The organism is Variovorax sp. P1_G12, assembly GCF_056405555.1.
Map to the genome: position 1 here is coordinate 58,220 of NZ_JBFUBW010000019.1, position 24,335 is coordinate 82,554.

At 68.7% G+C, this 24,335-nt stretch carries 18 protein-coding genes; 7 read left to right on the top strand and 11 right to left on the bottom strand.

What is annotated here, in order from left to right:
* Positions 1-10: 10 nt before the first annotated feature.
* A complete protein-coding gene (locus tag AC1D2O_RS21620; protein WP_478157882.1) occupies positions 11-811 on the bottom strand; it encodes a FadR/GntR family transcriptional regulator in 801 nt (266 codons plus the stop codon).
* A gap of 174 nt (positions 812-985) precedes the next feature.
* Between AC1D2O_RS21620 and AC1D2O_RS21625 the strand changes: the two genes are divergently transcribed.
* The 6 genes from AC1D2O_RS21625 to AC1D2O_RS21650 all read left to right on the top strand — a co-directional run bounded on the left by AC1D2O_RS21625 (position 986) and on the right by AC1D2O_RS21650 (position 7,065).
* Positions 986-2,059: an ABC transporter ATP-binding protein gene (locus AC1D2O_RS21625; RefSeq protein ID WP_478093706.1), complete on the top strand. Its 1,074-nt coding sequence runs from the start codon at positions 986-988 to the stop codon at positions 2,057-2,059.
* Positions 2,060-2,152: 93 nt separating this feature from the next.
* The gene (locus AC1D2O_RS21630; RefSeq protein ID WP_478093704.1) at positions 2,153-3,481 is read left to right on the top strand and encodes an ABC transporter substrate-binding protein; all 1,329 of its coding nucleotides are present in this window, start codon (positions 2,153-2,155) and stop codon (positions 3,479-3,481) included.
* Between the two features lie 139 nt (positions 3,482-3,620).
* Positions 3,621-4,514 (top strand): carbohydrate ABC transporter permease, encoded by an 894-nt coding sequence (locus AC1D2O_RS21635; protein ID WP_478093702.1) that lies wholly within the window; start codon positions 3,621-3,623, stop codon positions 4,512-4,514.
* A gap of 115 nt (positions 4,515-4,629) precedes the next feature.
* A complete protein-coding gene (locus AC1D2O_RS21640) occupies positions 4,630-5,505 on the top strand; it encodes a carbohydrate ABC transporter permease (protein WP_478157883.1) in 876 nt (291 codons plus the stop codon).
* Positions 5,506-5,686: 181 nt separating this feature from the next.
* Positions 5,687-6,589, top strand: a complete 903-nt coding sequence (locus AC1D2O_RS21645) for an alpha/beta fold hydrolase (RefSeq protein WP_478088985.1) — start codon at positions 5,687-5,689, stop codon at positions 6,587-6,589.
* A gap of 113 nt (positions 6,590-6,702) precedes the next feature.
* Positions 6,703-7,065: an SPW repeat protein gene (locus tag AC1D2O_RS21650; protein ID WP_478088984.1), complete on the top strand. Its 363-nt coding sequence runs from the start codon at positions 6,703-6,705 to the stop codon at positions 7,063-7,065.
* A 53-nt stretch (positions 7,066-7,118) separates the two neighbouring features.
* On the opposite strand, the gene AC1D2O_RS21655 is transcribed toward AC1D2O_RS21650, so the two are convergent.
* From AC1D2O_RS21655 to AC1D2O_RS21695, 9 genes are all read right to left on the bottom strand, one after another.
* Complete coding sequence (locus tag AC1D2O_RS21655) at positions 7,119-13,082, bottom strand: CHAT domain-containing protein (RefSeq protein ID WP_478157884.1); 5,964 nt, start codon at positions 13,080-13,082, stop codon at positions 7,119-7,121.
* A gap of 9 nt (positions 13,083-13,091) precedes the next feature.
* Positions 13,092-13,934 (bottom strand): caspase family protein, encoded by an 843-nt coding sequence (locus AC1D2O_RS21660; protein WP_478088982.1) that lies wholly within the window; start codon positions 13,932-13,934, stop codon positions 13,092-13,094.
* 94 nt (positions 13,935-14,028) lie between these two features.
* Positions 14,029-14,442: an acyl-CoA thioesterase gene (locus tag AC1D2O_RS21665; protein WP_478088981.1), complete on the bottom strand. Its 414-nt coding sequence runs from the start codon at positions 14,440-14,442 to the stop codon at positions 14,029-14,031.
* 144 nt (positions 14,443-14,586) lie between these two features.
* Complete coding sequence (locus AC1D2O_RS21670) at positions 14,587-15,888, bottom strand: TRAP transporter large permease (protein WP_478088980.1); 1,302 nt, start codon at positions 15,886-15,888, stop codon at positions 14,587-14,589.
* A complete protein-coding gene (locus tag AC1D2O_RS21675; RefSeq protein WP_478157885.1) occupies positions 15,885-16,388 on the bottom strand; it encodes a TRAP transporter small permease in 504 nt (167 codons plus the stop codon). The genes AC1D2O_RS21670 and AC1D2O_RS21675 overlap by 4 nt, the downstream gene beginning before the upstream one ends.
* A gap of 148 nt (positions 16,389-16,536) precedes the next feature.
* Positions 16,537-17,565, bottom strand: a complete 1,029-nt coding sequence (locus tag AC1D2O_RS21680) for a TRAP transporter substrate-binding protein (RefSeq protein ID WP_478088978.1) — start codon at positions 17,563-17,565, stop codon at positions 16,537-16,539.
* Between the two features lie 174 nt (positions 17,566-17,739).
* Positions 17,740-18,663, bottom strand: a complete 924-nt coding sequence (locus AC1D2O_RS21685; RefSeq protein WP_478088977.1) for a tripartite tricarboxylate transporter substrate binding protein — start codon at positions 18,661-18,663, stop codon at positions 17,740-17,742.
* 61 nt (positions 18,664-18,724) lie between these two features.
* The gene (locus AC1D2O_RS21690; RefSeq protein WP_478088976.1) at positions 18,725-20,344 is read right to left on the bottom strand and encodes an indolepyruvate oxidoreductase subunit beta family protein; all 1,620 of its coding nucleotides are present in this window, start codon (positions 20,342-20,344) and stop codon (positions 18,725-18,727) included.
* Positions 20,345-20,349: 5 nt separating this feature from the next.
* Complete coding sequence (locus tag AC1D2O_RS21695) at positions 20,350-22,503, bottom strand: thiamine pyrophosphate-dependent enzyme (RefSeq protein ID WP_478088975.1); 2,154 nt, start codon at positions 22,501-22,503, stop codon at positions 20,350-20,352.
* 204 nt (positions 22,504-22,707) lie between these two features.
* Here AC1D2O_RS21695 and AC1D2O_RS21700 point away from each other — a divergent pair, with 204 nt between their 5' ends.
* Positions 22,708-23,619, top strand: a complete 912-nt coding sequence (locus AC1D2O_RS21700) for a LysR family transcriptional regulator (protein ID WP_478157886.1) — start codon at positions 22,708-22,710, stop codon at positions 23,617-23,619.
* 121 nt (positions 23,620-23,740) lie between these two features.
* Here AC1D2O_RS21700 and AC1D2O_RS21705 read toward each other — a convergent pair whose 3' ends face one another.
* A complete protein-coding gene (locus AC1D2O_RS21705) occupies positions 23,741-24,313 on the bottom strand; it encodes a hypothetical protein (RefSeq protein WP_477650687.1) in 573 nt (190 codons plus the stop codon).
* Positions 24,314-24,335 lie beyond the last annotated feature (22 nt).

A 24,335-nucleotide genomic window follows, 5' to 3' on the forward strand; every position in this document is an offset into this window, starting at 1 on the left:
GCGTTCTCCTTCAGTGCTTTGCTTTTCGGGTGGGTGCGGAGGCCCCGGCGCGCGCCGCCCGGACGGCGGCCTGGCGGCGCCGGCCGTCGATGACGCCGCCCTCGACCAGCCGCTGCTCTCCGCGGATCAGGTGTTCATTGGCATGCAGCCGCGCCGCCACCGGGTCGTGGGCTGCGATGGCATCGAAGATGGCGCGGTGCTCGCCCTGTACCGCGGTCATGAAGTCGGCCCTCCGGGCTTCGTTGCCGCGCGTGATGCGCATGCCTTCGCGCAGGTACTGCTCGAGGAAGCCGAGCAGCAGGCGGAACTGCGGGTTGCCGGTCGACTCGCCGATGACGCGATGGAAGGCCAGGTCCTCGGCGACGCCGTCGCGGCCCTCGGCCACTGCGGCGTCGATGGCCTTGAGGGCGCGGCGCAGCGCCGCGATCTGGCTGCGCGTGGCGCGTTCGGCGGCCAGCGCGGCGATCTCGCCTTCGAGCACGCGCCGCACCTCGACCACGTGGACCACCGACTGCACCGAGGTCAGCACGGCCGGGTCGAAGGCCAGCGCCATGTTGACCGGCCGCGGCGCGACGAACACGCCCGAGCCCTGGCGCGACTGCACCAGGGCCCTGGACTTGAGCTGGTGAACCGCCTCCCGCACCACGGTGCGCGAGACGCCGTGCGCCGAGGCCAGCTGCTGCTCGGTCGGCAGCCGGTCGCCCACTTGCAGCGTGCCGCCCTCGATCTGCGCGCCCAGCAGCGCCGCCAACCGGTCCGACAGCCGGTCGACGACCAGCGGCTGGGGTTGGGGGGAGGAGGCGTTCCGCACGACGGAGGAGGAGAAAAAGGCAGTTATCAGGTCATCATACAAATATTGCGCGGGTTAATGCCTAACGGTTTGCCCTGATGCGCAGCCGGGTCGCGATGCCAATACTCCGCGCTTGCGGCCTGGAGAGCCCTCCATGGCCCGGCGTCGATTTGCGACCTTTCAGGACTTCAGTGCATGGCCAGTGTCACGATCCAGTCAGTCAAGAAGAACTTCGGTGAAGTCGCCATCCTGCATGGGGTGGACATCGACATCCAGGACGGCTCGTTCACGGTGCTGGTGGGGCCTTCGGGCTGCGGCAAGTCGACGCTGCTGCGCATGATCGCCGGGCTCGAGGAGATCAACGGCGGCGAGATCCGCATCGGTGACAAGCGGGTCAACGACCTGCCGCCGAAGGAGCGCGACATCGCGATGGTGTTCCAGAACTACGCGCTCTACCCGCACATGACGGTGCGCGAGAACATGGCTTTCGCACTGGCGCTGGCGAAGATGGGCAAGCCGGCCATCGAGGCCAAGGTCCAGCGCGCGGCCGAGATCCTGGCGCTGGCGCCGTTGCTCGACCGCTATCCGCGCCAGCTCTCGGGCGGCCAGCGGCAGCGGGTCGCGATGGGGCGTGCCATCGTGCGCGATCCGCAGGTGTTCCTGTTCGATGAGCCGCTGTCGAACCTCGATGCCAAGCTGCGGGTGGCGATGCGCGGCGAGATCAAGGAACTGCATCAGCGCCTGAAGACCACCTCGATCTACGTCACGCACGACCAGATCGAGGCCATGACTATGGGCGACAAGATCGTCGTCATGCGCGACGGCCGGATCGAGCAGACCGGCAGCCCGCTCGAGCTCTACGACCATCCGGCCAACCAGTTCGTGGCCGGCTTCATCGGCTCGCCGGCGATGAACTTCCTGCCCGGCACCCTGCACCGCAGCGGCGGCACGGCCCGGGTCGAGCTGGCCGACGGCACGCAGCTCGATGCGCCGCTGGCGGCCGGCGGCGCCGATGGCCAGCGGGTCGTCTACGGCACCCGGCCCGAGCACCTGACGCTGGCCGACCAGGGCGGCATTCCCGCCCGGGTGGCGGTGATGGAGCCGACCGGCATGGACACCTTCGTCGCCTGCCGCCACGAAGGGGCCGAGCTCTCCGCAGTGTTCCGCGAGCGTCACGACTTTGCGCCCGGCACCACCATCCACCTGCAACCCGATCTTCAACGCGCGCATCTCTTCGACGCCGGCACCGGCCAACGGCTGGTCTCATGAGAACTTGCGGGACAGACCAAGAAACTGCGAAGCAGTTTTTGCTCTGTCCTCAACTGACTAGAAATTTCGGCCGTTCAACCACAGGAGACATGAATGAGTGATTTCAATCGCCGCAAGATTCTGAAAAGCTCGGCCGGCATCGCAGCCGCCGCCTCGCTCGGCGTCGGCACCGCGATCTTCTCGCCGCTGGCGAACGCGCAGTCGATCACCTTCAAGCCCGAGAAGGGCGCCAAGCTGCGGGTGCTGCGCTGGAGCCGCTTCGTGCAGGGCGACATCGACGCCTACATGGCCAACGTCAAGCGGTTCAGCGAGGCCACCGGCATCGAGGTGCGGGTCGACAACGAGGGCTGGGAGGACGTGCGGCCCAAGGCGGCGGTGGCGGCCAACACCGGCGCCGGCCCGGACATCATCCTGTCGACCAACGACGACGCCAACCTGTACCCGGAAAAACTGCTCGACGTCACCGATCTGGCGGAATACCTCGGCAAGAAATACGGCGGCTGGTACCCGGCCGGCGAGACCTTCATGCGGCCCGACGGCAAGCGCTGGATCGGCCTGCCGCTGGGCGCGGCCGGCTCGCTGATGGTCTATCGCGAGAGCATGCTCAAGGCCGCCGGCTTCGCCGCCTTCCCGAAGACCACCGACGACTTCCTCAAGCTCTACAAGGCGCTGAAGGAGAAGGGCACCCCGGGCGGCATGGCCCTTGGCAACGCCACCGGCGACAGCACCTGGACCAACTGGCTGGTCTGGACCTTCGGCGGCAAGCTGGTCGACAAGAACAACAAGGTGGTCCTCGACAGCCCCGAGACGATCAAGGCGCTGGAGTACGCCAAGGAGCTGTATGCCAACTTCATCCCGGGCACGCTGTCGTGGCTCGACCCGAACAACAACAAGGCCTTCCTCGACGGCCAGATCAGCGTCACCAACAACGGCATCTCGATCTACTACGCGGCCAAGAACTCGCCCGATCCGAAGGTCAAGGAAATGGCCGCCGACATCAACCATGCGGTGTTCCCGATCGGTCCGGTCGGCGTGTCGACCGAGTCGCATCTGTTCTTCAACCAGATGATCATGAAGTACACCAAGTACCCGCAGGCCTCCAAGGAGTTCCTGCGCTTCATGATGGAGCGGCCGCAGTTCGACGACTGGCTGCAGGGTGCCGGCGGCTACGTCGCGCAGCCGCTGCGGGCCTACGAGGCGAATTCGATCTGGACCTCCGATCCCAAGAACACGCCGTACCGCGATTCGGTCAAGAACCTGCGTCCGGCCGGCTACGACGGCAAGCTGGGCTATGCGTCGGCCGGGGCGGCGGCTGACTTCATCATTCCCAACATGGTGGCCGAGGCGGCGAGCGGATCGAAGACGCCCAAGGAAGCCGCCGAGCGCGCGCAGAAACGCGCTGAGCGCTATTACAAGGTATGAATCCGGCTCACCCCCAGGTTGGCTTACTGCGTGTAGCCGCCCACCCCCTCGCCGGGGGCAACACCAGCGGCCCGGCAAAGCCGGTTCCGCGGTGTTCCTGGAAGGGAGCCATTCAGAAACCAGCAGGGCGACGCTCGCTATGACCCTTCTCGCCAGGCTGCAGAACAGCCGCAACGCCCTCGGCTTCATGTTCATGTTGCCGGCGGCGGTGCTGCTGCTGCTGTTCCTGACCTATCCGCTGGGCCTGGGCACCTGGCTCGGCTTCACCGATGCCAAGGTCGGGCGGCCGGGCGTATGGATCGGGCTCGAGAACTACATCTTCCTCTGGGGCGATGCGGTCACGCGGCTGGCCCTGTTCAATACGCTCTTCTACACGGTGGTGGCGAGCGTGTTCAAGTTCCTGCTCGGCCTGTGGCTGGCGGTGCTGCTGAACAAGAACATCCGCCTGAAGACCTTCTTCCGCGCGGTGATCCTGCTGCCCTACATCGTGCCGACGGCGCTGTCGGCGATCGCCTTCTGGTGGATCTACGACTCGCAGTTCTCGATCATCAGCTGGGGGCTCATGAAGCTGGGGCTGATCGACCACTACATCGACTTCCTCGGCGACCCGTGGAATGCCCGGTTCGCGGTGATCGCGGCCAACGTGTGGCGCGGCGTGCCCTTCGTCGCGATCACGCTGCTGGCCGGCCTGCAGACCATCTCGCCTTCGTACTACGAGGCTTCGGCGATCGACGGCGCGACCCCGTGGCAGCAGTTCCGCCACGTCACGCTGCCGCTGCTGACCCCGATCATCGCGGTCGTGATGACCTTCTCGGTGCTGTTCACCTTCACCGACTTCCAGCTGATCTACGTGATCACGCGCGGCGGGCCGCTCAATGCGACGCACCTGATGGCGACGCTGTCGTTCCAGCGCGCGATCTCGGGCGGTGCGCTCGGCGAGGGCGCGGCGATCGCGATCGCGATGGTGCCCTTCCTGCTGGGCTGCATCATGTTCAGCTACTTCGGACTGCAAAGACGGGCGTGGCAGAAATGAACTCGCCCCCAGGTTGGCTCACTTCGTGTAGCCGCCCACCCCCTTCCGGGGGCCATACCAGCGGCCCGGCAAAGCCGGTTCCGCGGTATTTCCCGCAAAGACACAAGGAGACGCCATGAGCAGGGCCGGTCAGATCGATGTCGTCGGCATGAGCTACCTCGACACCGTGCCGCGCAAGGCGGTCACGGTGTACCTGCCGCTGGTGGTGTTCCTGATCGTGCTGCTGTTTCCGTTCTACTGGATGGCGATCACGGCGGTGAAGCCCGAAGTCGAGCTGCTGTCGCGCGAGGGCAATCCGTTCTGGGTCATCGCGCCGACGCTCGGACACTTCCACAAGCTGCTGTTCGAGACCGCCTATCCGCAGTGGCTGTGGAACACGGTGCTGGTGTCGGTGGTGTCCACCTTCGGTTCGCTGGTGGTGTCGGTGCTGGCCGCCTATGCGATCGAGCGGCTGCGCTTCAAGGGCTCGCGCCAGACCGGACTGGCGATCTTCCTGGCCTACCTGGTGCCGCCGTCGATCCTCTTCATTCCGCTGGCCAACGTGGTCTTCAATCTCGGGCTCTTCGACACCCGCTGGGCCCTGGTGCTGACCTACCCGACCTTCCTGATCCCGTTCTGCACCTGGCTCTTGATGGGCTACTTCCGCTCGATCCCGGCCGAGCTCGAGGAGTGCGCGCTGATCGACGGCGCCAGCCGCTGGCAGATCCTGGTCAAGATCGTGCTGCCGCTGGCGGTGCCGGGCCTGATCTCTGCCGGCATCTTCGCCTTCACGCTGTCGTGGAACGAGTTCATCTACGCGCTGACCTTCGTCTCCTCGTCGGAGATCAAGACGCTGCCGGTCGGCGTCGTGACCGAGCTGGTGCAGGGGGACGTCTACCAGTGGGGGCCGCTGATGGCCGGCGCGCTGCTGGGGTCGCTGCCGGTGGCCTTCATCTACTCGTTCTTCGTCGAGTACTACGTCTCGGGGCTGACCGGGTCGGTCAAGGAGTGAGGCCGGCCGGCCGCGCCGCGGCTGGCGTCGGTTCTACCCGCATGCGGGGGCGATGCCTTCCACCAAACGGCGGAGCGGCGGCCGGGTCGCCGCGGGCGCGGCCGTACGAAAGGCATAGGGGCGCTGGTCATCGACGCGGCGGCGAACGATACTCGCGATCCGCCGACTTCGAATGCACGCCATGACCGCAGACAGTCTCCGCGACCCGTCCTCCGATCCAGGACCACCGGCCGCCGTGCCCGAGGTGGCCATCCCGGGCTTCGAGGCCCGTGATGCCGAGGTCAACGGCACGCGCATTCATTACCGCATCGGCGGCAAGGGACCGGCCGTCGTGCTGCTGCATGGCTATGCCGAGACCAGCCACATGTGGAATCCGCTGATGCCGCTGCTCGTCCGCGACCACACCGTGATCGTGGCGGACCTGCGCGGCGCGGGCCGGTCGTCGAAGCCCGAGGGCGGCTACGACAAGAAGAACATGGCGGTGGACATCCACGAAGTCGTGAAGTCGCTGGGCATCGAGCGAGCGAGCGTCGTGGGCCACGACATCGGCCTGATGGTGGCCTACGCCTACGCGGCGCAGTTCCCCGACCAGACCGAGCGGGTGGTGCTGATGGATGCCTTCCTGCCTGGCATCGGGAGCTGGAAAGACGTCTGGCTGCTGCGCGACCTGTGGCACTTCCATTTCCACGGCGAAACGCCGCTGGCGCTGGTCAAGGGCCGCGAGCGCATCTACTTCGAGCATTTCTGGAACGACTTCGCGGCCGATCGCGCGCGCTCCCTGTCCGAGGCCGACCGGCAGTTCTACGCCGCGGCCTATGCGCAGCCGGGCGGCATGCGCGCGGGCTTCGAGTACTTCAAGAACTTCGAGCGCGACGCCGACGACTTCGCTCGGCTGGCGGCGACGCCGCTGCCCATGCCGATGCTGGTGCTGTCGGGCGAGAAGGCCGGCGGCAGCTTCCTGATCGAGCAGGGCCGGCTGGTCGCCGGCAACGTCCAGGGCGTGGTGGTGAAGGGCGCGGGCCACTGGCTCATGGAAGAGGCGCCGGACCAGGTGATTCCGGCGCTGCTCGAATTCCTTGCCTGACGGACGAAGTGGCGCGCGGGATTCACCGGCGCGGAACATGACGCTTGTTACGTGATCCAACAACATGCCGCCTGGCGCGCTGGTGCGCGTTTTCCCGCGGCAGGAGGTGTGTCATGAAGCAACTGAAACATTGGCAGGATGTGGTCAATGCCCTGCTGGGCGTCTGGGTCGTTCTTTCGCCATGGGCTTTGGGCTTCCAGGACACGAGGACAGCCATGGTCAACGCCTGCGTCGTCGGCGTGGCGCTGGTGGCGGCCGCCCTCGGCGCGATGCTGGTGCCGCGCGCATGGGAAGAGTGGACCGAGTGCGCGCTGGGTGCCTGGCTGGTGATCTCGCCCTGGGTGCTGAGCTTCGATGCGTTGCGCAATCCGATGCTCGCCGCGGTGTTCAGCGGCCTGGTGATCGTGGTGCTGGCACTCTGGACGCTGTGGACCGACAAGGACTACAGCGCCGGGTGGCACGGCGCGGCGCATTGAGCTGCCCCCTCGGGGGCAGCGGCCCCATGAACTGAGGGAGCATCGGGGCTCTCTCAGTCCGGCAACGCCGCCTTCGGCCGGTCGCGGCGCGCGTCGCGGCCCGGCCGCAGCTGGCTGACGAGCGCCACCAGGCCATCGGCCATGCGCCGGTAGCCTTCGCCCGCGCCCATCAGGAAGCGGGCGTCGAAGAGCGTCGACAGCATCTCCAGGTGGTCGACCGTCCGGTCGAGATGGCGGACCTTCGGGCCCAGGTTCTCCAGCGCCGCCCGGTAGGCCTGGCGCACGTCGTTCAGCGCCGCCTCGCCGGCGGTGTCCGGCGCCGCGAAGCTGCCGTCGCGCAGCCGTTCGACCAGCACCGCCTCCGGGCTCATGACCACGTCCCAGGGATCGCCGCTCGCGGCACAGAGACGCGACACGGCCTGGCCGCATTGCCGGGCCAGGGCCACGCCGGCCGACATCTCATCGGCCTCGTCCCAGCCGTCGAGCGCCACTCGCAGCGCCAGGCCGTCCAGGGCGTCGCAGGGCCTGAAGCCGTCGTCGCCCGCCACCCCCTGGGCCCGCGCGTAGGCCTGCAGGCCGGCGCCGGCCGCCTCGGCCATGGCATCCCGCCACTGGGCTCGCTGGGCCGTGCTGGCGTCGAGGCGCAGCAGCCGCTGCGCGAACACCACGGCCCGGCGCTGGTGGGCGCCGGCCAGCAGGGCGCAGCGGTCGGCGTTGAGGGTCGCCGCCGGGCCGGAGTGCAAGAGGCCCGCGTTCGACACCAGCTTGTCCAGCGACAGCAGCCGTTCGATGCCGTGTTCGATCAGCGACAGGCCCTCGGGGCCGGACCGCGGGCTGCGCGCCTTGCCGCCTTGCCGATCGGCGCGGATCCGGTGGATGTCCTGCTCGGCGCGCGCCGCACCGAGCTCGATCTCGACCGCGGCCAGCTGCTCGATGTCGCGGATCGGCACCCGGCCCTGCGAGTCGACCGACTGGATCGCGGCCAGCAGCGCCTGCTGCGCCTGCTCGAGGCAGCCGAGGTCGCGCCAGGTGGCGCCGAGCGCGGACTGCAGCGCCGGCAGCCGCAGCCAGGCCGGCGGGCAGCGCTTGTCGCGCGCCTCCTCGATGGCCCTGATGCGTGCCTGCCGGTCGCTCTCGAGCGCGTGGTCGGGCCGGCGCGAGGCCTCCACCCGCGCGCGGGCCAGCTCGTCGAGCATCTCGTCGAGCGAGACGAAGGCGCTGCCGTCCTTCGACGCGCCGGCGGCGCCGTCGGCGTCGGTCTCGGCCCGCCAGAGCGGGTCGCCGTAGGCCTGGAAGGCACCCCAGGTCACGTTGTCGGGCCGGGCGGCCCAGAGCGCCTGCCGTGCCTCGAAGACGGCATCGCCGAAGGGCCGCCGGTCCTGCAGCAGGGCCTGGTAGAAGACCTCGCCGAACTGCTGCGCCAGCTGGTCGTCGACTGCCCAGCCGGCCACCACGACGCAGCGCACGCCGATGTCCATCAGCTCGCGCGCCACGCTGGCGGCCAGCTTGTTGCCGTCGCGCACCGTGGGTCCGGCCGGAGCGCCGGCGTCGATCTGCCCGAGGTGGCAGCAGTTGAGGAACACCAGCTCCGGCACCAATTCCATCGCCGCGATCTCGGCCGCGGTGATCAGCAGGCCGCCCGAAAGCACCACGCCGCTGCGGCGCAGGCCGTCGGCGTGCAGCTGGTCGAAGACGCCGTGCGCCGACACGTGCAGGATCCGGTAGGGCTTGCGGTAGAGCTTGGCCAGCACGTCGGCGGCCAGGTTGTAGTCGCCGATCGCGCGGCTGACGTCGTAGCCCATGGTGGCGAACAGGGCGGCGATCGCGCCCGCCTCGACTTCGGCACCGGCGAGCGCGTCCGGGTCCCTGTGCTCGGGATTGGCCGGGTCGGGAAAGGCGGCGCCGAAGCCCTGCACCGAGGGGTTGCCGATCACATAGGCGTTGTGCGCCAGGCTCTGGCGCACGTCGCGCCGGAAGGCGGTCGAGGAGAGTTGCCGCACCACCGGCGTGCACAGCGCCAGCGGCAGCAGCGGGCCGTCGCCCTGCGCCTCGGGCGTGAACAGCGGGTCGGTCAGCATCAGCTCCCACGGCAGGTTCGCGGTGGCGCCGTCGACCACCAGCACGATGCGCTGCAACTGGCGCGCGGCGTCCTTGAACGCCGGCGGCACGATCAGCTGGAACAGCATGCGGCCGAAGTCGGAGTTCCAGCGGGTCTGGCTGATCTGCTGGCGCACCAGGGTCTCGACCAGGTTCGGCTGGCGCTGCTGCACCACGGTCTCGGCCCGCGCCCGCTGGCCGACGTAGAGAAAGCGCAGCCGGTTGGCGAGCCGGGTCGCGCCCTCGGGCCGCGCGCCGCCGGGCGGGTCGTCGGCGTCGGTCACGATCAGCCGCGGCCAGTAGCTGGCGCCGCGGATGTCGAACAGGCGCTGGCGCAGTCCGATGCCCTGCACCAGCTCGGCGCTGCAGGCGAGCAGCGTGTCCTTGGCGGCGGCCGTGGCCGCGAGCCGCGGCGCCAGCTGCCGCAGTTCGTAGACCGCGGTGATCGCGGTGTCCAGGTAGAGCTCGACGATGTCGAGCCGCGCCACGCGCACCGACAGCCCGGTGGTCCGCTTGAACTTCTCGTTGGCATCGATGACGCCGCGCACCAGCGCCTCGACCGAGGCCGCGATCGTCAGGTTGGCCGAGGAGTTGTAGCCCAGCAGCAGCGTCGCCAGCGGGACCTCGCGGTCCTCGCGGCCCATCACGTCGACCACCTGCAGCAGATAGCGCAGCACGCCCGCGCGCACCGCGAGCATCAGCGAGTCCTGGCTCAGGCTGCCCTCGTAGCGGCCGAGGCCGGTGACCACCGCGCCGGTGAGCACGCCGCGCCGGCGGTCCAGCGCGCTCGGCGCGCGCAGCACCACGGCGGCGGTGCCCAGCGGCCCGGCGTAGAGGTCGAGTGCCTTGCGCTGGGCCAGCTGGCCGTCCATCAGCTCGGTGTCGATCAGGGCCTCGGTGCCGGCCATCGAGTCGTTCTCGTAGTGGCCGACCAGGATCGGGCAGGCCAGGAAGCGCAGGTCCATGGCCTTCAGGCGAACCTCGAGCCGCAGCCTGGCGCGCGGCGTCATGTCGCTGCCGGGCGTGCCGCCGACCACCGCCGCCGCCAAGTGGATGTCGTCGATCGCGTTCGGAGGCCCCGGGTCGTAGCTGCGAGGGCGTTCGGGGCCGGCTGCGCGCGTGGCCGGCGGATGGCGATCGAGCCGGGCCGTGGCGCCGCCGACCAGCAGCTCTCCGAGGGCCGCGAAGGTGTCGGCGGTCGACAGCAGGTCGCCATGCACCGCGGGCAGGTAGTAGAAGCTGCCGATGTTGCCGATGCGTCCCGAATCCCAGGTCACGGTGCCGTCGCCGCGCGCGGTCGACACCATGCGCAGGCGCTGGCTGCCGCCGCGGTCCTCGAGCCGCAGGCCGCAGGGCGTGTCGGGCGCGATGCCGAAGACGTAGATGGCCTTGGCCTGGTAGTCGGCGGGCAGGCTCGGCACGGCGCCGGCGCCGGCCTTGGCGTCTTCGGTCCACAGCCAGCCGGCCGAGGCCAGCGTGTCGGCATCGGGCTGGCCGCAGCGCCGGTCGCCGAACCAGAGATCGGTGTTGAGGGCCTTGAGCTTCTTCCAGGCCTCGGCGTCCCAGTACTGCTGCGCCTCGCCGCCCTCTGGCTGGCCCTGGAAGGTGTCGACGAAGCCTGGGCTCGGCAGCAGCTGCAGCGCGCCGCGGAAGCCGGCCACGATGTCCAGCACGTCCTGCATGTCGTGGCGGAAGTCGAGCCGCGCCAGCGCGCGCAGCGCATTGCCTTTGCCCAGCAGGTTCTCGACCATCGAATGCGATCCCTGGTGCGGCGTGCCGGCCATCACCAGGCGCGCGCCGTCGCGCCGCATCAGGGCGTCCATGACGTCGCGGCGGCGATAGATGCAGGCCCGTACCACCAGCCCGCCCATGCTGTGCGCGAGCAGGCGCACCGGCTGCGCGGTCTGCTTCAGCAGCAGCTCGAGGAAGGCGCCGAGCCGTTCGCCCAGCACATCGAGGGGCTGGCGCCAGTCGTAGGGAAAGGGCAGCACCCGATGGCTGTCCGCCAGGTGCTCGCAGATGTCGCCATAGGTCCTGCCGAATAGCTCGCCGGCCGTGACCCGCTCGGCGCCGAAGGCGATGCTCCGCAGCGCGCCGGCGGCCAGCGAGAGCGGATCGAGCCAGACCCGCTTGCCGTCGGCATCGAGGCAGGTGCCCATGATGCCCGGCAGCATCACCACCACCGGTCGGTCCGCGACGGCGATGCCGCGCGACTTGCCGATGCCTGCCGCATCGAGGCTGCTGAAGCCGGCCGGGATCGCCCGGAAGGCGTCGAGCGTTTCGGGCTGGTCTTCCACCAGCCAGTCGCGCAGCGCGCTGCGGGTCTCGAGGTTGCTGAAGTAGTTGAAGTGCGAGACGTCGGCGGCGCGGTCGAACAGCACCCGGGCCCGGGTTTTCGCGGCCACGCCGGCCAGCATGGCGGCGGTGTCGACCACCAGATCGTTGTCGGTGTTCTCGAACAGCAGGAAGTCGGTCAGCAGCACGCCCATGCGCATCAGCAGGTTGCCGCCCTGGATGTCGCCGGCGACCAGCGCCATGCGGATGCCCGGCTGCACCGCGGCGTCGCGCAGCAGCGCGGCCATCGGCGAGTCGGGCAGCATCGCCTCGAGGCCCGGCACCAGGTGCGGGTTGGTGCGGTTCTTCGCGATCTCGATCACCACCCGCTTGAATGCGGAGTACAGCGGGTTGCCGAAGAAGCAGGGCACGCGGCCGATCAGCGTCAGCAGGCCCGACAGGAAGACGTCGAAGTTGCCGCTCGCGAGCCGGGTGCCCTGCGCCGGGCTGGCAACGCGCACATAGCGCTCGACCACCAGCGACTTGTCGCGCAGCAGGGCGAACAGCGCGCGCAACTGGTCGCGATGCTCGGCATGCGCGCGGTCCAGCTCCTTGCGCACCGCGGTCTCGCGGCCCTGGGCGTCGCCGACGCCCGGGAAGGCGAAGCTGTAGCTGTCGATGTGCCGGTCGATGTCTTGCAGGCACAGCAGGTCGCCGACCAGGCCGCCGCGCGAATGGGTCACCAGGCTGACGCGGGCGCCGCGCGGCAGGGCGGCGGCGAGTTGCAGCGCGTTCTCGATCGGGCTCTCCGACAGCGTGCGGTGCTCGAAGCCGTAGATGCCGCCGGGGAATCGGCTCTCGAGCCGGGCCCAGAGCCCGCGATCGCTGCGCTGCAGGTCGCCGAAGCTGCCCAGCGTGCTGGACCCGGTGCCGTGGATGAAGACCAGCGCCGGTCGGGGTGTGCCGTCGGCATCGACCATCCGCGCGGTGTCGTCCGCGACACCGCCTTCGAGCGTGCCGCCGCCGTCCTCCCAGCGGTAGAGATGCCCGGCCGGGCGCGCGAGCCGCTCCTCGATCGCCCACATCAGGGCCTTGGTGCCCAGCCAGCTGACGCCGAGGCCGTCGAGGCCCGCGAGCTTGTCCTTGCCTTTGGCGGGCATGAGATCGGCCAGCCGGGCCTGCGCCGCGTCGATCAACGGGTCCCGGCCCACGGCCAGCGCGATCACCTGGCTGACCAGGCTGCCGGCGATGCCGGTGTACACGCCGCGCTCCAGCATCGCGCCCTCGGCGTTCAGGCGGTCGAAGAGGATGCGGCCTGCGGCATCGACCAGGTCCGGCCGGTTGCGCAGCAGTGCCGCCTTCAGGCCCGCGGGGCTGGTGATGAGCGTGCCGCCGTCGGCCAGCTCGATCACCAGCACCTGGCCGGCATCGGCTTCGAACTCGGCGCTGGCGCCTTCGGGCAGGCCGCGCACCCCGCCGGCGAGGTCGATGCCGGCCTTGGCTTCGAGCAGGCCCGGCGGCAGGAAGGGATCGGGTGTGCGGTCGGCGCCGACGGTGCGAATCGCGGTGGTCGATCGCAGCAGGGAGGGGACTTCGGGCTTGTCGCTCCTGCGTCCGGTGATCTGCAGCACGATCGCTTCGGCCATGGCGTTGCCTCAGCTGAAGATCGCGCGTCCCGTGGATTCGCTGCTGCCCTGGATCTGCGGCTTCTGCGGATAGCGCGTGGAGGGGAGGTCGTCCGCCAGCGCCTTGTGCCACTGGGCATAGCTGGCGCCCGCGGGCAGCGTGTGCAGCGCCTTCAATGCGTAGAAGGTGAAGGCGCCGTTCGGGCGATTCTGGAAGCTGGCGTCGTAGCTGAAGTGGCCTTCGCCTTCCTCGCAGCCGGCCAGCAGCACGTCGCCGACGTCGTCTTCCGGTTCCGTCGCGAAGGCCGAGGAGGCGCCGTGCCTGCCCTTCTTCGGCACCGCCGCGCCCTGCGGCCCCGCGGTGGCCAGGCGCGCCTCGGGCATCCAGGCGCGCATCGGCATGAAGCGCGGCATCCGGCCGGCCTCCTGGTCGCTGCTGTCCGGCGGCGCCCGGTTCACGGTGCCCGAGTGGCAGCTGTCGGAGATCAGCACCAGGCGAACGCCGTCTTGGCGGCTCTTGAAGATGGCATGGATCTCGTCGTCGGTCAGCGCGGCGCCGATAGCCCGGATGTCGTGCGGACACAGGGCCTCATCGAGGCCGTCGGCCTCTTCGCCGTCGGTGTCGTACTGGTAGGTGCCGTGGCCCGAATAGGTGATGACCACGACGTCGTCGCCGGCGGCCTGTCCGATCACGCGCCGGAATCCCGCGATCATGCCGGCCTTGGTGGCCTGCTCGTCGAGCAGCTTGCTGACGCTGAAGCCGCGTGCCGACAGTTCGGCGGCCCAGTCGTTGGCATCGTTGACGCAGCCCGCCAGTTCCATGTCGGTGCCGGGATAGTTGTTGATGCCGATGCACAGGGCGAGCTTGGTCATGCGCAATCTCCGGTCGTCTCCAGGCATTGGACACGCCGCGGCGGCGCAAATCGTCCGCCAAACGAGGTATGGCGCACGTTAGCCCCTGGCTTGTCTACTCGCAGAGCCGCCGGATCTCGGGCGGGATCGGCACCGCACGGATGCCTCCGCCCTCGCGCTTCGCCGCGAAGATGCGCACCTCCTCGCATTCGAGGATCAGGTCCTCGCCACGTGTCACCCGGTAGGCCTGCACGAAGCTCTTGTCGCGCCACTCGGGAATCGAGACCGCGATCTGCAAGGTGTCGCCGTAGCTCGCGCTCTTGACGAAGCGCGTGTGCGTGTCGACCAGGGGCGTGCCGATGACACCGAGGGTCTTGGTGGTCTCTTCCCAGCGCGGCACGCCGCGCTCGGCGAAGAAGTGGCGCGAGGCGGCGTCGATCCAGCGGAAGAAATTCGGAAACCAGACGATGCCGGCGGGGTCGCAGTCGCCGAATTCGACGCGGACGGAATAGTTGACTTCAATGTTCATATCAATGACTGTGCATGTCTGCGGCCGGCGCAGCCGGGCCCGTTGGTGAAACACCGCGGAACCGGCTGTGCCGGGCCGCTGGTGTTGCCCCCGGCAGGGGGTGGGCGGCTACACGAAGTGAGCCAACCTGGGGGCGAGCTCATCTCACCCCATTTTCGTTGGGAGCCACAGGGCGATGATCGGGAACGCGATCAGGATCACCAGGCGCAGGATGTCGGTCAGGATGAAAGGCAGCACGCCCTTGAAGATGGTCGTGAAGCTCACGTCCTTCACCACGCTCTTGATGACGAAGACGTTCATGCCCACCGGCGGATGGATCAGCCCGAGCTCGACCGTCATCACGATGATGACCCCGAACCAGATCGGGTCGAAGCCCAGGTGCACGATCACCGGAAAGATGATCGGCACCGTGAGGATGATCATCGCCATGGCGTCCATCAGGCAGCCGAGCACCAGGTACATCAGCATGATCAGCGCCAGCACGCCGTAGCGGCCGATGCCCAGGCTGGTGAGGAACTCGGTGAGCTTCTGCGGGCTCTGCGTGATGGTCAGGAAATAGCCGAACAGCAGCGCGCCGATCAGCACGGTGAAGACCGCCGCGGCGGTGCGCGTGGCCGACAGCAGCGCCTCGCGGATCTTCGGGCCGTCGAGCTTGCGCCGCAGCAGGCCGAGGATGAAGGCGCCGCTGGCGCCCACGCCGCCGGCCTCGGTGGGGGTGAAGAAGCCGCCGTAGAGGCCGCCGATGACGAAGACGAACAGCACCAGCGGCGCCCAGACGTTCTTGAGATCGGCCAGGCGCTCGTTCCAGGGCTTGAGTTCGCCGCCGGGCAGCCAGTCGGGGCGCACGCGCACGATGATCGCGATCGTCAGCACGTACATCACCATCGCGAGGATGCCGGGGATGATGCCGGCCATGAAGAGCTTGCCGATGTCCTGCTGCGTCAGGATGGCGTAGACCGCGAGCACGGTCGACGGCGGCAGGATCGCTCCCAGCGTGCCGCCGGCCGCGATCACGCCGGTCGAGAACGACTGCGGGTAGTTGAAGCGCCGCATCTCCGGATAGGCCACGGCCGAGAAGGTCGCGGCGGTGGCGACCGAAGAGCCGCAGATGGCCGCGAAGCCGCCGCAGGCCAGCACGGTGGCCACGCCCAGGCCGCCCCGCAGGTGGCCGATCATCGAGTTGGCGGCCTTGAACAGTTCGCGGCTGACGCCCGACACCGAGACCAGTGCGCCCATCAGCATGAACATCGGGATCACGCCGAAGGTGTAGTCGGTGACGGTGCGCATCGAGGTCTGGCCGACCAGCTTGAGCGCCGGGCCGGGGCCGACGATCCAGGCGTAGCCGGTGACGCCGACCAGGCCCATCGCCATGCCGACCGGCACGCGCAGGAGCATCAATGCGAAAAGAACAACAAAGCCAAGAACCGCGATCGCATCCGTGCTCATTCGTCGGCTTTCATTTCAGGCTTCGTCTCTTCGAGCAGTTCGGGATGGAAGATCAGCCGGTAGGTGCGGATCGCGATCAGCAACACCGCCGACACATCGCCCATCCAGGCCACCGCGTAGAAGGGCCAGGTCGGGATGTTCATGTCGTAGGTCAGCACGTTGTCGACGTAGGTCGCGCGCACCTTGTCGAACAGCGTGGCGGTCTGTACAGCGACCACGAACAGCAGCACCAGCGTGGCGAAGACGTCGATCCAGCGCTTCATGCGCGGGCCGGCGGCGGTCCACACCAAGTCGACCGTGATGTGGCCGCCGCGGTAGCTGGTGGCGGCAATGCCCCAGAAGATCAGGATGCCCAGCAGCATCCGGCCGAAGTCGTAGGAATCAGGAATGGAGGTGTTGAAGAACTTGCGCAGCACCACCGCGAGGAAGATGTTGAGCGCGACGATCCCCACGAACATGGCGGCCAGCCATTCGATGGAGTTGATCATCTTGTTGCTCATTGCTCCCCCCCAGGTTGGCTCACTTCGTGTAGCCGCCCACCCCCTGCCGGGGGCAACACCAGCGGCCCGGCGAAGCCGGTTCCGCGGTGTTCCACCGACATGCCGGGCTTCGCCGGCCATGGGGCAACGGTTGCCAGACGCTGAGGCATCAGAGCGCCGACTTGTTCTTCGTCAGGCTGGCCTTCAGCGAATCCATTACCGCCTTCGGGTCCTGCCCCACCTTCTTCACGCCCTCGGCCCACTGCGCCTCGCCGGGCGCCGTGGCCTTGCGCCAGGCGTCCAGCTGCTCGGGCGTGAGCTTGTAGATCTCGTGGCCGGACTGGCCGGCGATCTTGGCGCGGCCTGCGAACTCGAAGTCGGCCCACGGCGCGGCGACCTTCTCGGCCCATTCGCTGGTGCAGTGGTCGTCGATCACCTTCTTCTGCGCCGCCGACATGCTGTCGTACTTGCCCTGGTTCATGGCCCAGACGAAGGGCGTGACGTAGAGCGGCACGTCCATGTGGTAGCTCACCACCTTGTCGATGCCGAACAGGCCGATCGAGCCCCACGGGAAAGTGATCGCGTCGGCCACGCCGCGCTCCAGCATGTCGCGCGATTCGGGGGCCGAGGCCTGCACGTTGGTGCCGCCCAGCGAAGTCACCATCTGGCCGATGGTGCTGGTCGCGGGACGGATCTTCATGCCCTTGATGTCGGTGGGCAGCAGGATCTTCTTGCGCGCATGGAAGGTGCCCGGGTCGTGCACGAAGGCAAAGCAGAACTTCACGTCCTTCATTTCCCTGGCCGCGTAGGGGCGGTACCAGCCGTCGATCGCGGCCGAGCCGCCCTTGCCGTCGGCGAACAGGAAGGGCAGCGAGGCGCCCGCCATGATCGGGAAGCGGCCCGGCTGGTAGCCCGGATTGACGTAGGCGAAGTCGGCGATGCCGTCGCGCGCCATGTCGTAGTGGTCGAAGGCCTTGCCGAGCTGCTCGGAGGGGAACAGCGTCGCCGTGATGGTGCCGTTGGACGCCTTCTTGATGTCGTCCGCCCAGGCCTGCAGCGAAGGGTTCAGCGGATGCTGCGCCGGCACCCAGCTCGACATCTTGAGATTGACCGGCTTGTCCTGCGCCAGCGCCGGCAGGGACGAAAGTGCCAGCACGGCGGCGAGCACGGCGAGGGGCTGGATGCGCGAGTTCTTCATGAAGGTCTCCTGGCTTGATCGGTGGGCGTGGCGCGAAGGCAACCGGTTATGTTTTATAAGAACAGTGGGGGTGCGGCTATCCGCGTTTACCTTGGGGCGGATGCGTCAGTCCGCCTGGATATCGCGGTCCTTGATGAGCTGGCCGAAGACGACGGTCTCCTTGCGCGCGACGGCCTAGAAGGCCTCGGCCGTCATCGGCGTCGCCTCGCCGCCCACTTCTCGGAATCGATTGCGCAGGCCTTCGTTGGCGAGTGCCTTGTTGACGGCCTCGTTGAGCCGCTGGCGCACCTCCGGCGGCGTGGCGGCGGGTGCGAACAGGCCGAACCAGGTGTCGTAGTCCATGTTCTTGTAGCCGCGCTCGGCCAGCGTGGGCACCTCGGGGAAAAGCGGTGAACGCTGGCCGCTGGCGACCGCCAGCATCTTGAGCTTGCCGGCACGCACGTTGGCGAACGAGATGCCCGGATCGAAGAAGAAGTCGATCTGGCTCGCCAGCAGGTCCTGCAGCGCCGGCGCGGCGCCGCGATAGGGAACGTGTACCGCGTAGAGGCCGGCGCTCTGCTTGAACAGCTCGCCCACCAGGTGCGGCGTGCTGCCCGAGCCGGCGGAGCCGAAGGACAGCTTGCCGGGGTTGGCCTTGGCATAACGCACGAACGAATCCACATCGCTGACCGGCAGTCCCGGACGGGTCGTGAGGAACAGTTGGATGCGGCCGGTGGCGGCGACCGGCGCGAGGTCCTTCACGGGATCGAAGGGCATCTTGCGGAACAGGAACGGATTCACCGACTCGATGCCGGTGCTCGTCAGGGCCAGCGTATAGCCGTCGGCGGGCGACTTGGCGACCGCATCGGCCGCCACGTTGCCGTTGGCGCCCGCGCGGCTCTCGACGACGACCGGCTGGCCGAGCGTTTCGGACATCAGCGGTGCCACCGACCGCGCCATGATGTCGGCCACGCCGCCAGGCGGAAAGCCGACCAGGATCTTGACGGGCCGGGTCGGCCAGGCCTGCGCGAGCGCGGCCGCAGGGGCGGCGAGCGCGAGGGCAAGGAGGGCGCAGGCAGGCAGCAGGCGTCGTCGGAAGCGGGGTGTGTGGTCGTGCATGGGAAGTCTCTTCTTTCTTGATTCCTGGAAGGACGCCGCTTCATGCGGCGTCCGCGCGAGTTCAGGTGCGAGGGCTGGCGGTGGATGGCGGCGGCCGCTTCATCCAGCGGATCGGCTGTGCCTTGACGGGGCGCGGCGGCGCACCGTGGCGCACCAGCGCGGCATCGAGCGCATGGCCTCCCTCGTCGGCCAGCGCGGCCTCGCGCGCCGCGGCGATCGCCGTGGCGCGCGCTGAGGGCGAGCCATCGGGCAGCGGTGCCGTCGCCAGGTGGTCGATCACGTGCAGCAGGTTGTTCTTGCCGCGCTCGTTGGTGCTGCCGTAACCCTTGATGAGGCGGCCGCAGAGCGCGATCTCGTGGCCCAGGCGCCAGTCGGTGCGGGTGCCGGCGACCACGGCATCGAGCCAGCGGCCGATCAGCGCCTGCTCCTCGGCGAAGCGGTTGCCGCGCTTGCGCAGCCAGCGCAGCGAGGCCAGCAGGCGCAGCGCGGCCATGCCGAACACCGAATGGCTGCCGACCTTGAGCGGCATCGCCCAGGGCGTCTTGCGGCGCCGGTCCCAGGCGGTCACGCGATGGGCCAGCGAGGCCGGCAGCAGTGCCGCGAACTCGGGCGCACCGGGCTTGAAGTGGTCGTAGACCTTGACGATGTCGCCTTCCGTGGCCTTGACCTCGCCGCGCACGCGCTGCGCCCGGCTGGCGCGGCTCTTGAGCTCGGCCACGCGCACGATGTCGTCGAAGGCCATCCACAGCGCGAGCCAGCGTGCCATCTCGCGCGTGACCGCGAAGCCGTGGGCGCCCGCCGGGTCGGCCGCGCGCTCGGCGGCCAGCACCTGGGCCAGGCGCTGCACGTAGAGCGCGGCGTAGCCGGCGTCCTGGTAGTCGAGCACGCGCGCATGGCCGAGCGCGAGCAGGTCGTGCACCGGCGCGGGAAACTGCGCCGCCACGGCCGGCGGCAGCGGCTGTGGCCGCGCGTCGTCGTTGGCCGTCGTGGCCAACAGGCGCGAGACCAGGGCGGCCTGTTCGCGCGGCGTGTTCACGGTGTCGAAGGCCTTCGCGAAGCCACGCAGGCTGGCGGCGGCCATCCGGCTCGGCTCCTGCGCCGCGTCGCCGCCGCGCACCGCGCGCTCGTAGGCCGTGCGCGGAAAGGGGAACAGTGCGCTGCTCGCGATCGCGCCGAGCATCACGGCGCTGACCACCGTGCCGGCCTCGCGCGCCGTCGCGCCCATGTCGAACACGTGGTGCTCGCGGCTGAACGCCTTCACCACATCGAGCAGGCGAGCGGCGTCCGCGCGGCCGTCGCCGGGCTGCATGCGCTCGGCGGTGGTCAGGGTGCGGGCGGAGGAGGTGATGACGACGGTGCGCTCGGGCGTGCTCATGCCGTTGCCGATCTGGCGCGTGGTCTCGAGCAGCTCGGAGGACACGAGGGCGTCCAGCGCGCCCGGCACCGGGCTCAGGCTGAACACGGGTTGGCGGCCGCCGAGTTCGGCCAGCGGCACCGGGAAGACCTCGACGTAGTAGGTGGTGGCGCCGGTGCGCTGCGCGACCCCGGGGATCGAGGTGCTCTGCGCCGCATAGCCGGCGTTGCGGGCGGTGTCGACCAGCCATTCGGTCAGCACGCCGCCGCCTTCGCCGCCGAGCGCGCAGATCAGCAGGGTGATGGGGCGTTGTTGGTTCGTGTTCATCGTCGTCATGCCGGTTGCAATGCGCGCACGATGGCCCCGCGCAGGCCATGCAGCAGGCGTTCGTGCCGCTTCGGGTTCTGCACCACCTCGGCGCGGTAGAAGCTCGGGCACAGCGTGGCGGCATGCGCGTTGGCGCCGCACAGGCCGCAGCCGACGCAGCCGTCGATCACGACCGCCACCGGGTCGACCTTGAGCGGATCGGGGTTGTCCTTGATCGTCAGCGTCGGGCAGCCCGACAGCCGGATGCAGGCATGGTCGCCGTTGCAGACATCCTCGTCGACGCCGTACTTCACGCGCACCACGCGCTCGCCCCGCTTCAGCAGGCCGGCGATCCAGGGCTTGATGCGGCGTTGCCGCTCGAGCTGGCATTCGCCCTCGGCGATGATCACCTTGAGTCCGTTGAAGTCGCTCGTGAAGGCGTCGTTGAGCGTCTTGCGCATCTTGTCGACGTCGTAGGTGTGGACCGTGCGCAGCCATTGCACGCCCAGGCCCTTCAGCGTGGCTTCGATGGTCTGGTTCTTGTCGACCAGGCTCTGCTGCTTGTCGACCGCACGCTCCTTCATGTCCTCGTCGGGCGTCGAGATGATGTCCTGCGTGCCGGTGGCCGAGGTGTAGCCGTTCTTGAAGATCAGCAGCACCGCGTCGTCGCCGTTGAAGAGCGCGCTCTGCACACCGGTGAGCAAGCCGTTGTGCCAGAAGCCGCCGTCGCCCATGATCGACAACGCGCGCCGCTGCATCATCGGCGACACGCCGGCGCGGCTGGCCAGGCTCATGCCGTAGCCGAGGATCGAGTGCCCCATCGAGAAGGGCTCGAAGGTGCCGAAGGCATGGCAGCCGATGTCGGCCGCGATGTGCACCGGGCCGCTGTCCTGCTGCGCCAGCTTGAGCGCCGCGAACACCGGCCGCTCGGGGCAGCCGATGCAGAAGCTCGGCGGGCGGCTGGGCAGCGGGGCGTCGAGCTTCGTCGCCACGGCGGCGCGGCGGTCGTTGTTGCCGGCCAGCCATGACCTGGCCGAGTCGTGCGCATGGTCGGGCAGGTAGCGCTGCGCGAACTGGGCGAGGCCGCTGGCCAGCACCTCGACGCCGTATTCGCCCGCGGCCGGCAGCATGTCGCAGCCGTGCAGCGGCGTCTGGATGTCGCGCCGGCGCAGCAGGGTCGCGATCTCCTGTTCGATGTACTCGGGTTGCCCTTCTTCCACCACCAGCACCGCGCGTTTGCCGATGCAGAAATCCGCGACCTCGTCGGGCACCAGCGGATAGGCGACGTTGAGCACCAGCAGCGGGATGTCGGTGGCACCGAAGGCGTCGGCCAGGCCGAGCTGCTGCAGGCTGCGCACGAGGGCGTTGTAGAGGCCGCCCTGCACCACGATGCCGAGGTCGGCGTGGGTGCCAGGGATCAGCTCGTTGAGCTTGTGTTCCGCGATGTAGCGGCGGGCGGCCGGTAGCCGCTCCTCGCCCTTGAGCTTCTCGTGCCGGAAGGTGACCGGCGGGTGCGCGAGCCGCATGTAGTCGAAGCCGGCCGGCTCCTCGATCAGCGCCCGGGTCGAGACCGGCGGCGGCAGGTTGTCCTTGCATTCGAAGCTGCCGCGCACGTGGCAGGTGCGGATGCGCAGCTCCATCATGCAGGGCATGTTGGAGGTCTCCGAGAGCCGGAAGCCGTGCTCGACCATGTTCACCATCACCCCGAGGTCGGGCCGCGGGTCGAGCAGGCACATGCTGGACTTGAGCGCGTAGGCGTGCGTGCGCTCCTGGATCACCGAGGCGCCTTCGCCGTAGTCCTCGCCGACCACGATCAGCACGCCGCCCTTGACGCCCGGCGACGACAGGTTGGACAGCGCGTCGGCCGCCACGTTGGTGCCGACGATCGACTTCCAGGTCACGGCGCCGCGCAGCGGATAGTGGATCGAGGCGCCGAGCATCGCCGCCGCCGATGCCTCGTTGGAGCAGGCCTCGACGTGCACGCCGAGCTCGTCCATGTAGGGCTTGGCCTGCACCATGACGTCGAGCAGGTGCGAGACCGGCGCGCCCTGGTAGCCGCCGACGTAGGCCACGCCGGACTGCAGCAGCCCCTTGGTGATCGCGAGGATGCCCTCGCCGTGAAAGGTGTCGCCGGCGCCGAGGCGCAGCGCCTCGATTTCCTTGCTGAATGAGACTTCCAAGAGACGGGTTCCTATTTGCCGGGGGGCGGGGTGATGGCGCCGGGAAAGCGCGCGATGTAGTAGGCGAGGGTGTCGAGGTCGGCGACGGGAATGCCGCTCAGCGCGGCGCCCATGGCTTGCGTCCTTCTTGTGGGGTGGCCCGGGGCCGCCCGAAGTGTGCGGGCGCGTAGCTCCGGCTTCAATAAAATAATCGAACTAAGTAACATGAATGCCATGCATATCGATGCCATCGACCTGAACCTGCTGCGGCTGTTCGACGCGGTCTACCGGGCGCGCAGCGTGAGCCGGGCGGCCGAGTCGCTGGGCCTCACGCAGCCTGCCGCCAGCCACGGCCTGGGCCGGCTGCGCCTGCTGCTGAAAGACGCGCTGTTCACGCGGGCGCCGGGGGGCGTTGCGCCGACGCCGCGCGCCGACCGGCTGGCGGCCGCGGTGCAGTCGGCACTCGGCACGCTGGAGGAAGCGCTCAACGAGCCCGATCGCTTCGAGCCGGCCGCCTCGCGCAAGGTTTTCCGCATCCACATGAGCGACATCGGGGAGGGGCGCTTCCTGCCGCCGCTGATGGCGCGGCTGGGCGACATCGCGCCTGGCGTTCGGCTCGAGACGCAGCCGCTGCAGCCGGCGGACATTGCGCCTGCGCTCGACAACGGCCGCATCGACTTCGCCTTCGGATTCCTGCCGAAGGTCGGCGACACCCAGCGCGCGGCGCTGCTGAAGGATCGGTACATCGTGTTGCTGCGCAAGGGCCATCCGTTCACGCGCGGGCGGCGCAACAGCCAGGCGCTGCTGGAGGCGCTGCAGACCCTCGAGTACGTTGCCGTGCGCACGCATGCCGAGACGCTGCGCATCCTGCAGTTGATGAATCTCGAAGACCGCGTGCGCCTCACGGCGGAGCATTTCATGGTGCTGCCGGCCATCGTGCGGGCGACCGACCTCGCGGTCGTGATGCCGCGCAACATCGCGCGCGGCTTCGCGCAAGAGGGGGGCTACACGCTCGTCGAGCCGGCCTTTCCGCTGCGCGACTTCACCGTGTCGCTGCACTGGAGCAAGCGTTTCGAGGCGGACCCGGCGAACCGGTGGCTGCGGCAGGTGATCCGGGAGTTGTTCGAGGAGCGGTGAGGGGGCCGGGCGGTCACAGCTTCGGTTCGGCCGGCTTGGCGAAAAAGGGGGTGGATTGCCCCAGCCGTGGCTGTCGCATGCGGCGACTTATCGAATTTCGGTGCCGGTTGTGATTCGATGGTCACTGTCGATTGCTATCCGTTGGCACCACCTCGAATTCAAACGCCAGTGGCTGCCAGTCTTCTACCCACACGATCATCGAGTGAGGACCCATCGGATCGCCCGGCGCAGTGACCATTGCTCCATAGATGAAGCCGTCGAGCACGTTGAGCGTCAGGTCGTAGGAAAGAGAGCGGCCGTCTCCTGAACTACCCGCACGGTCCCGAAGAAAAATTTTCCTGGAGGCCTCGGGCCCGGTGATGCGTGCGAGCACTCGTACTTTTCCGCTTTCCTTGTTCATGCGAATAGCGAAACCATAGAGCAGATTGCTCGCCAAAGGCACGACATGAGTCTGTTCGAAACGCAATGGAATGCCCTCGCTGTCCTTGGGCAACTTGCGAAAAACCCCAAATGTTGCCTCTGTCGGGCACGTGCTGTCCTGCACCGGGGCCAAGGCACAAGCCTGCAGCACCGGCGCATTCGCCGCGTCGACTGCCGAGGCGGAAGCAGGCACTTGTGAGACTTGCGCCAACGACGCAGTCGCGGCAATGCAGGACCCGACGCACAACGCAATAGCAGTTCGAAAGTTCTTCATTGCTCGCAGTAAGTTGTAAATT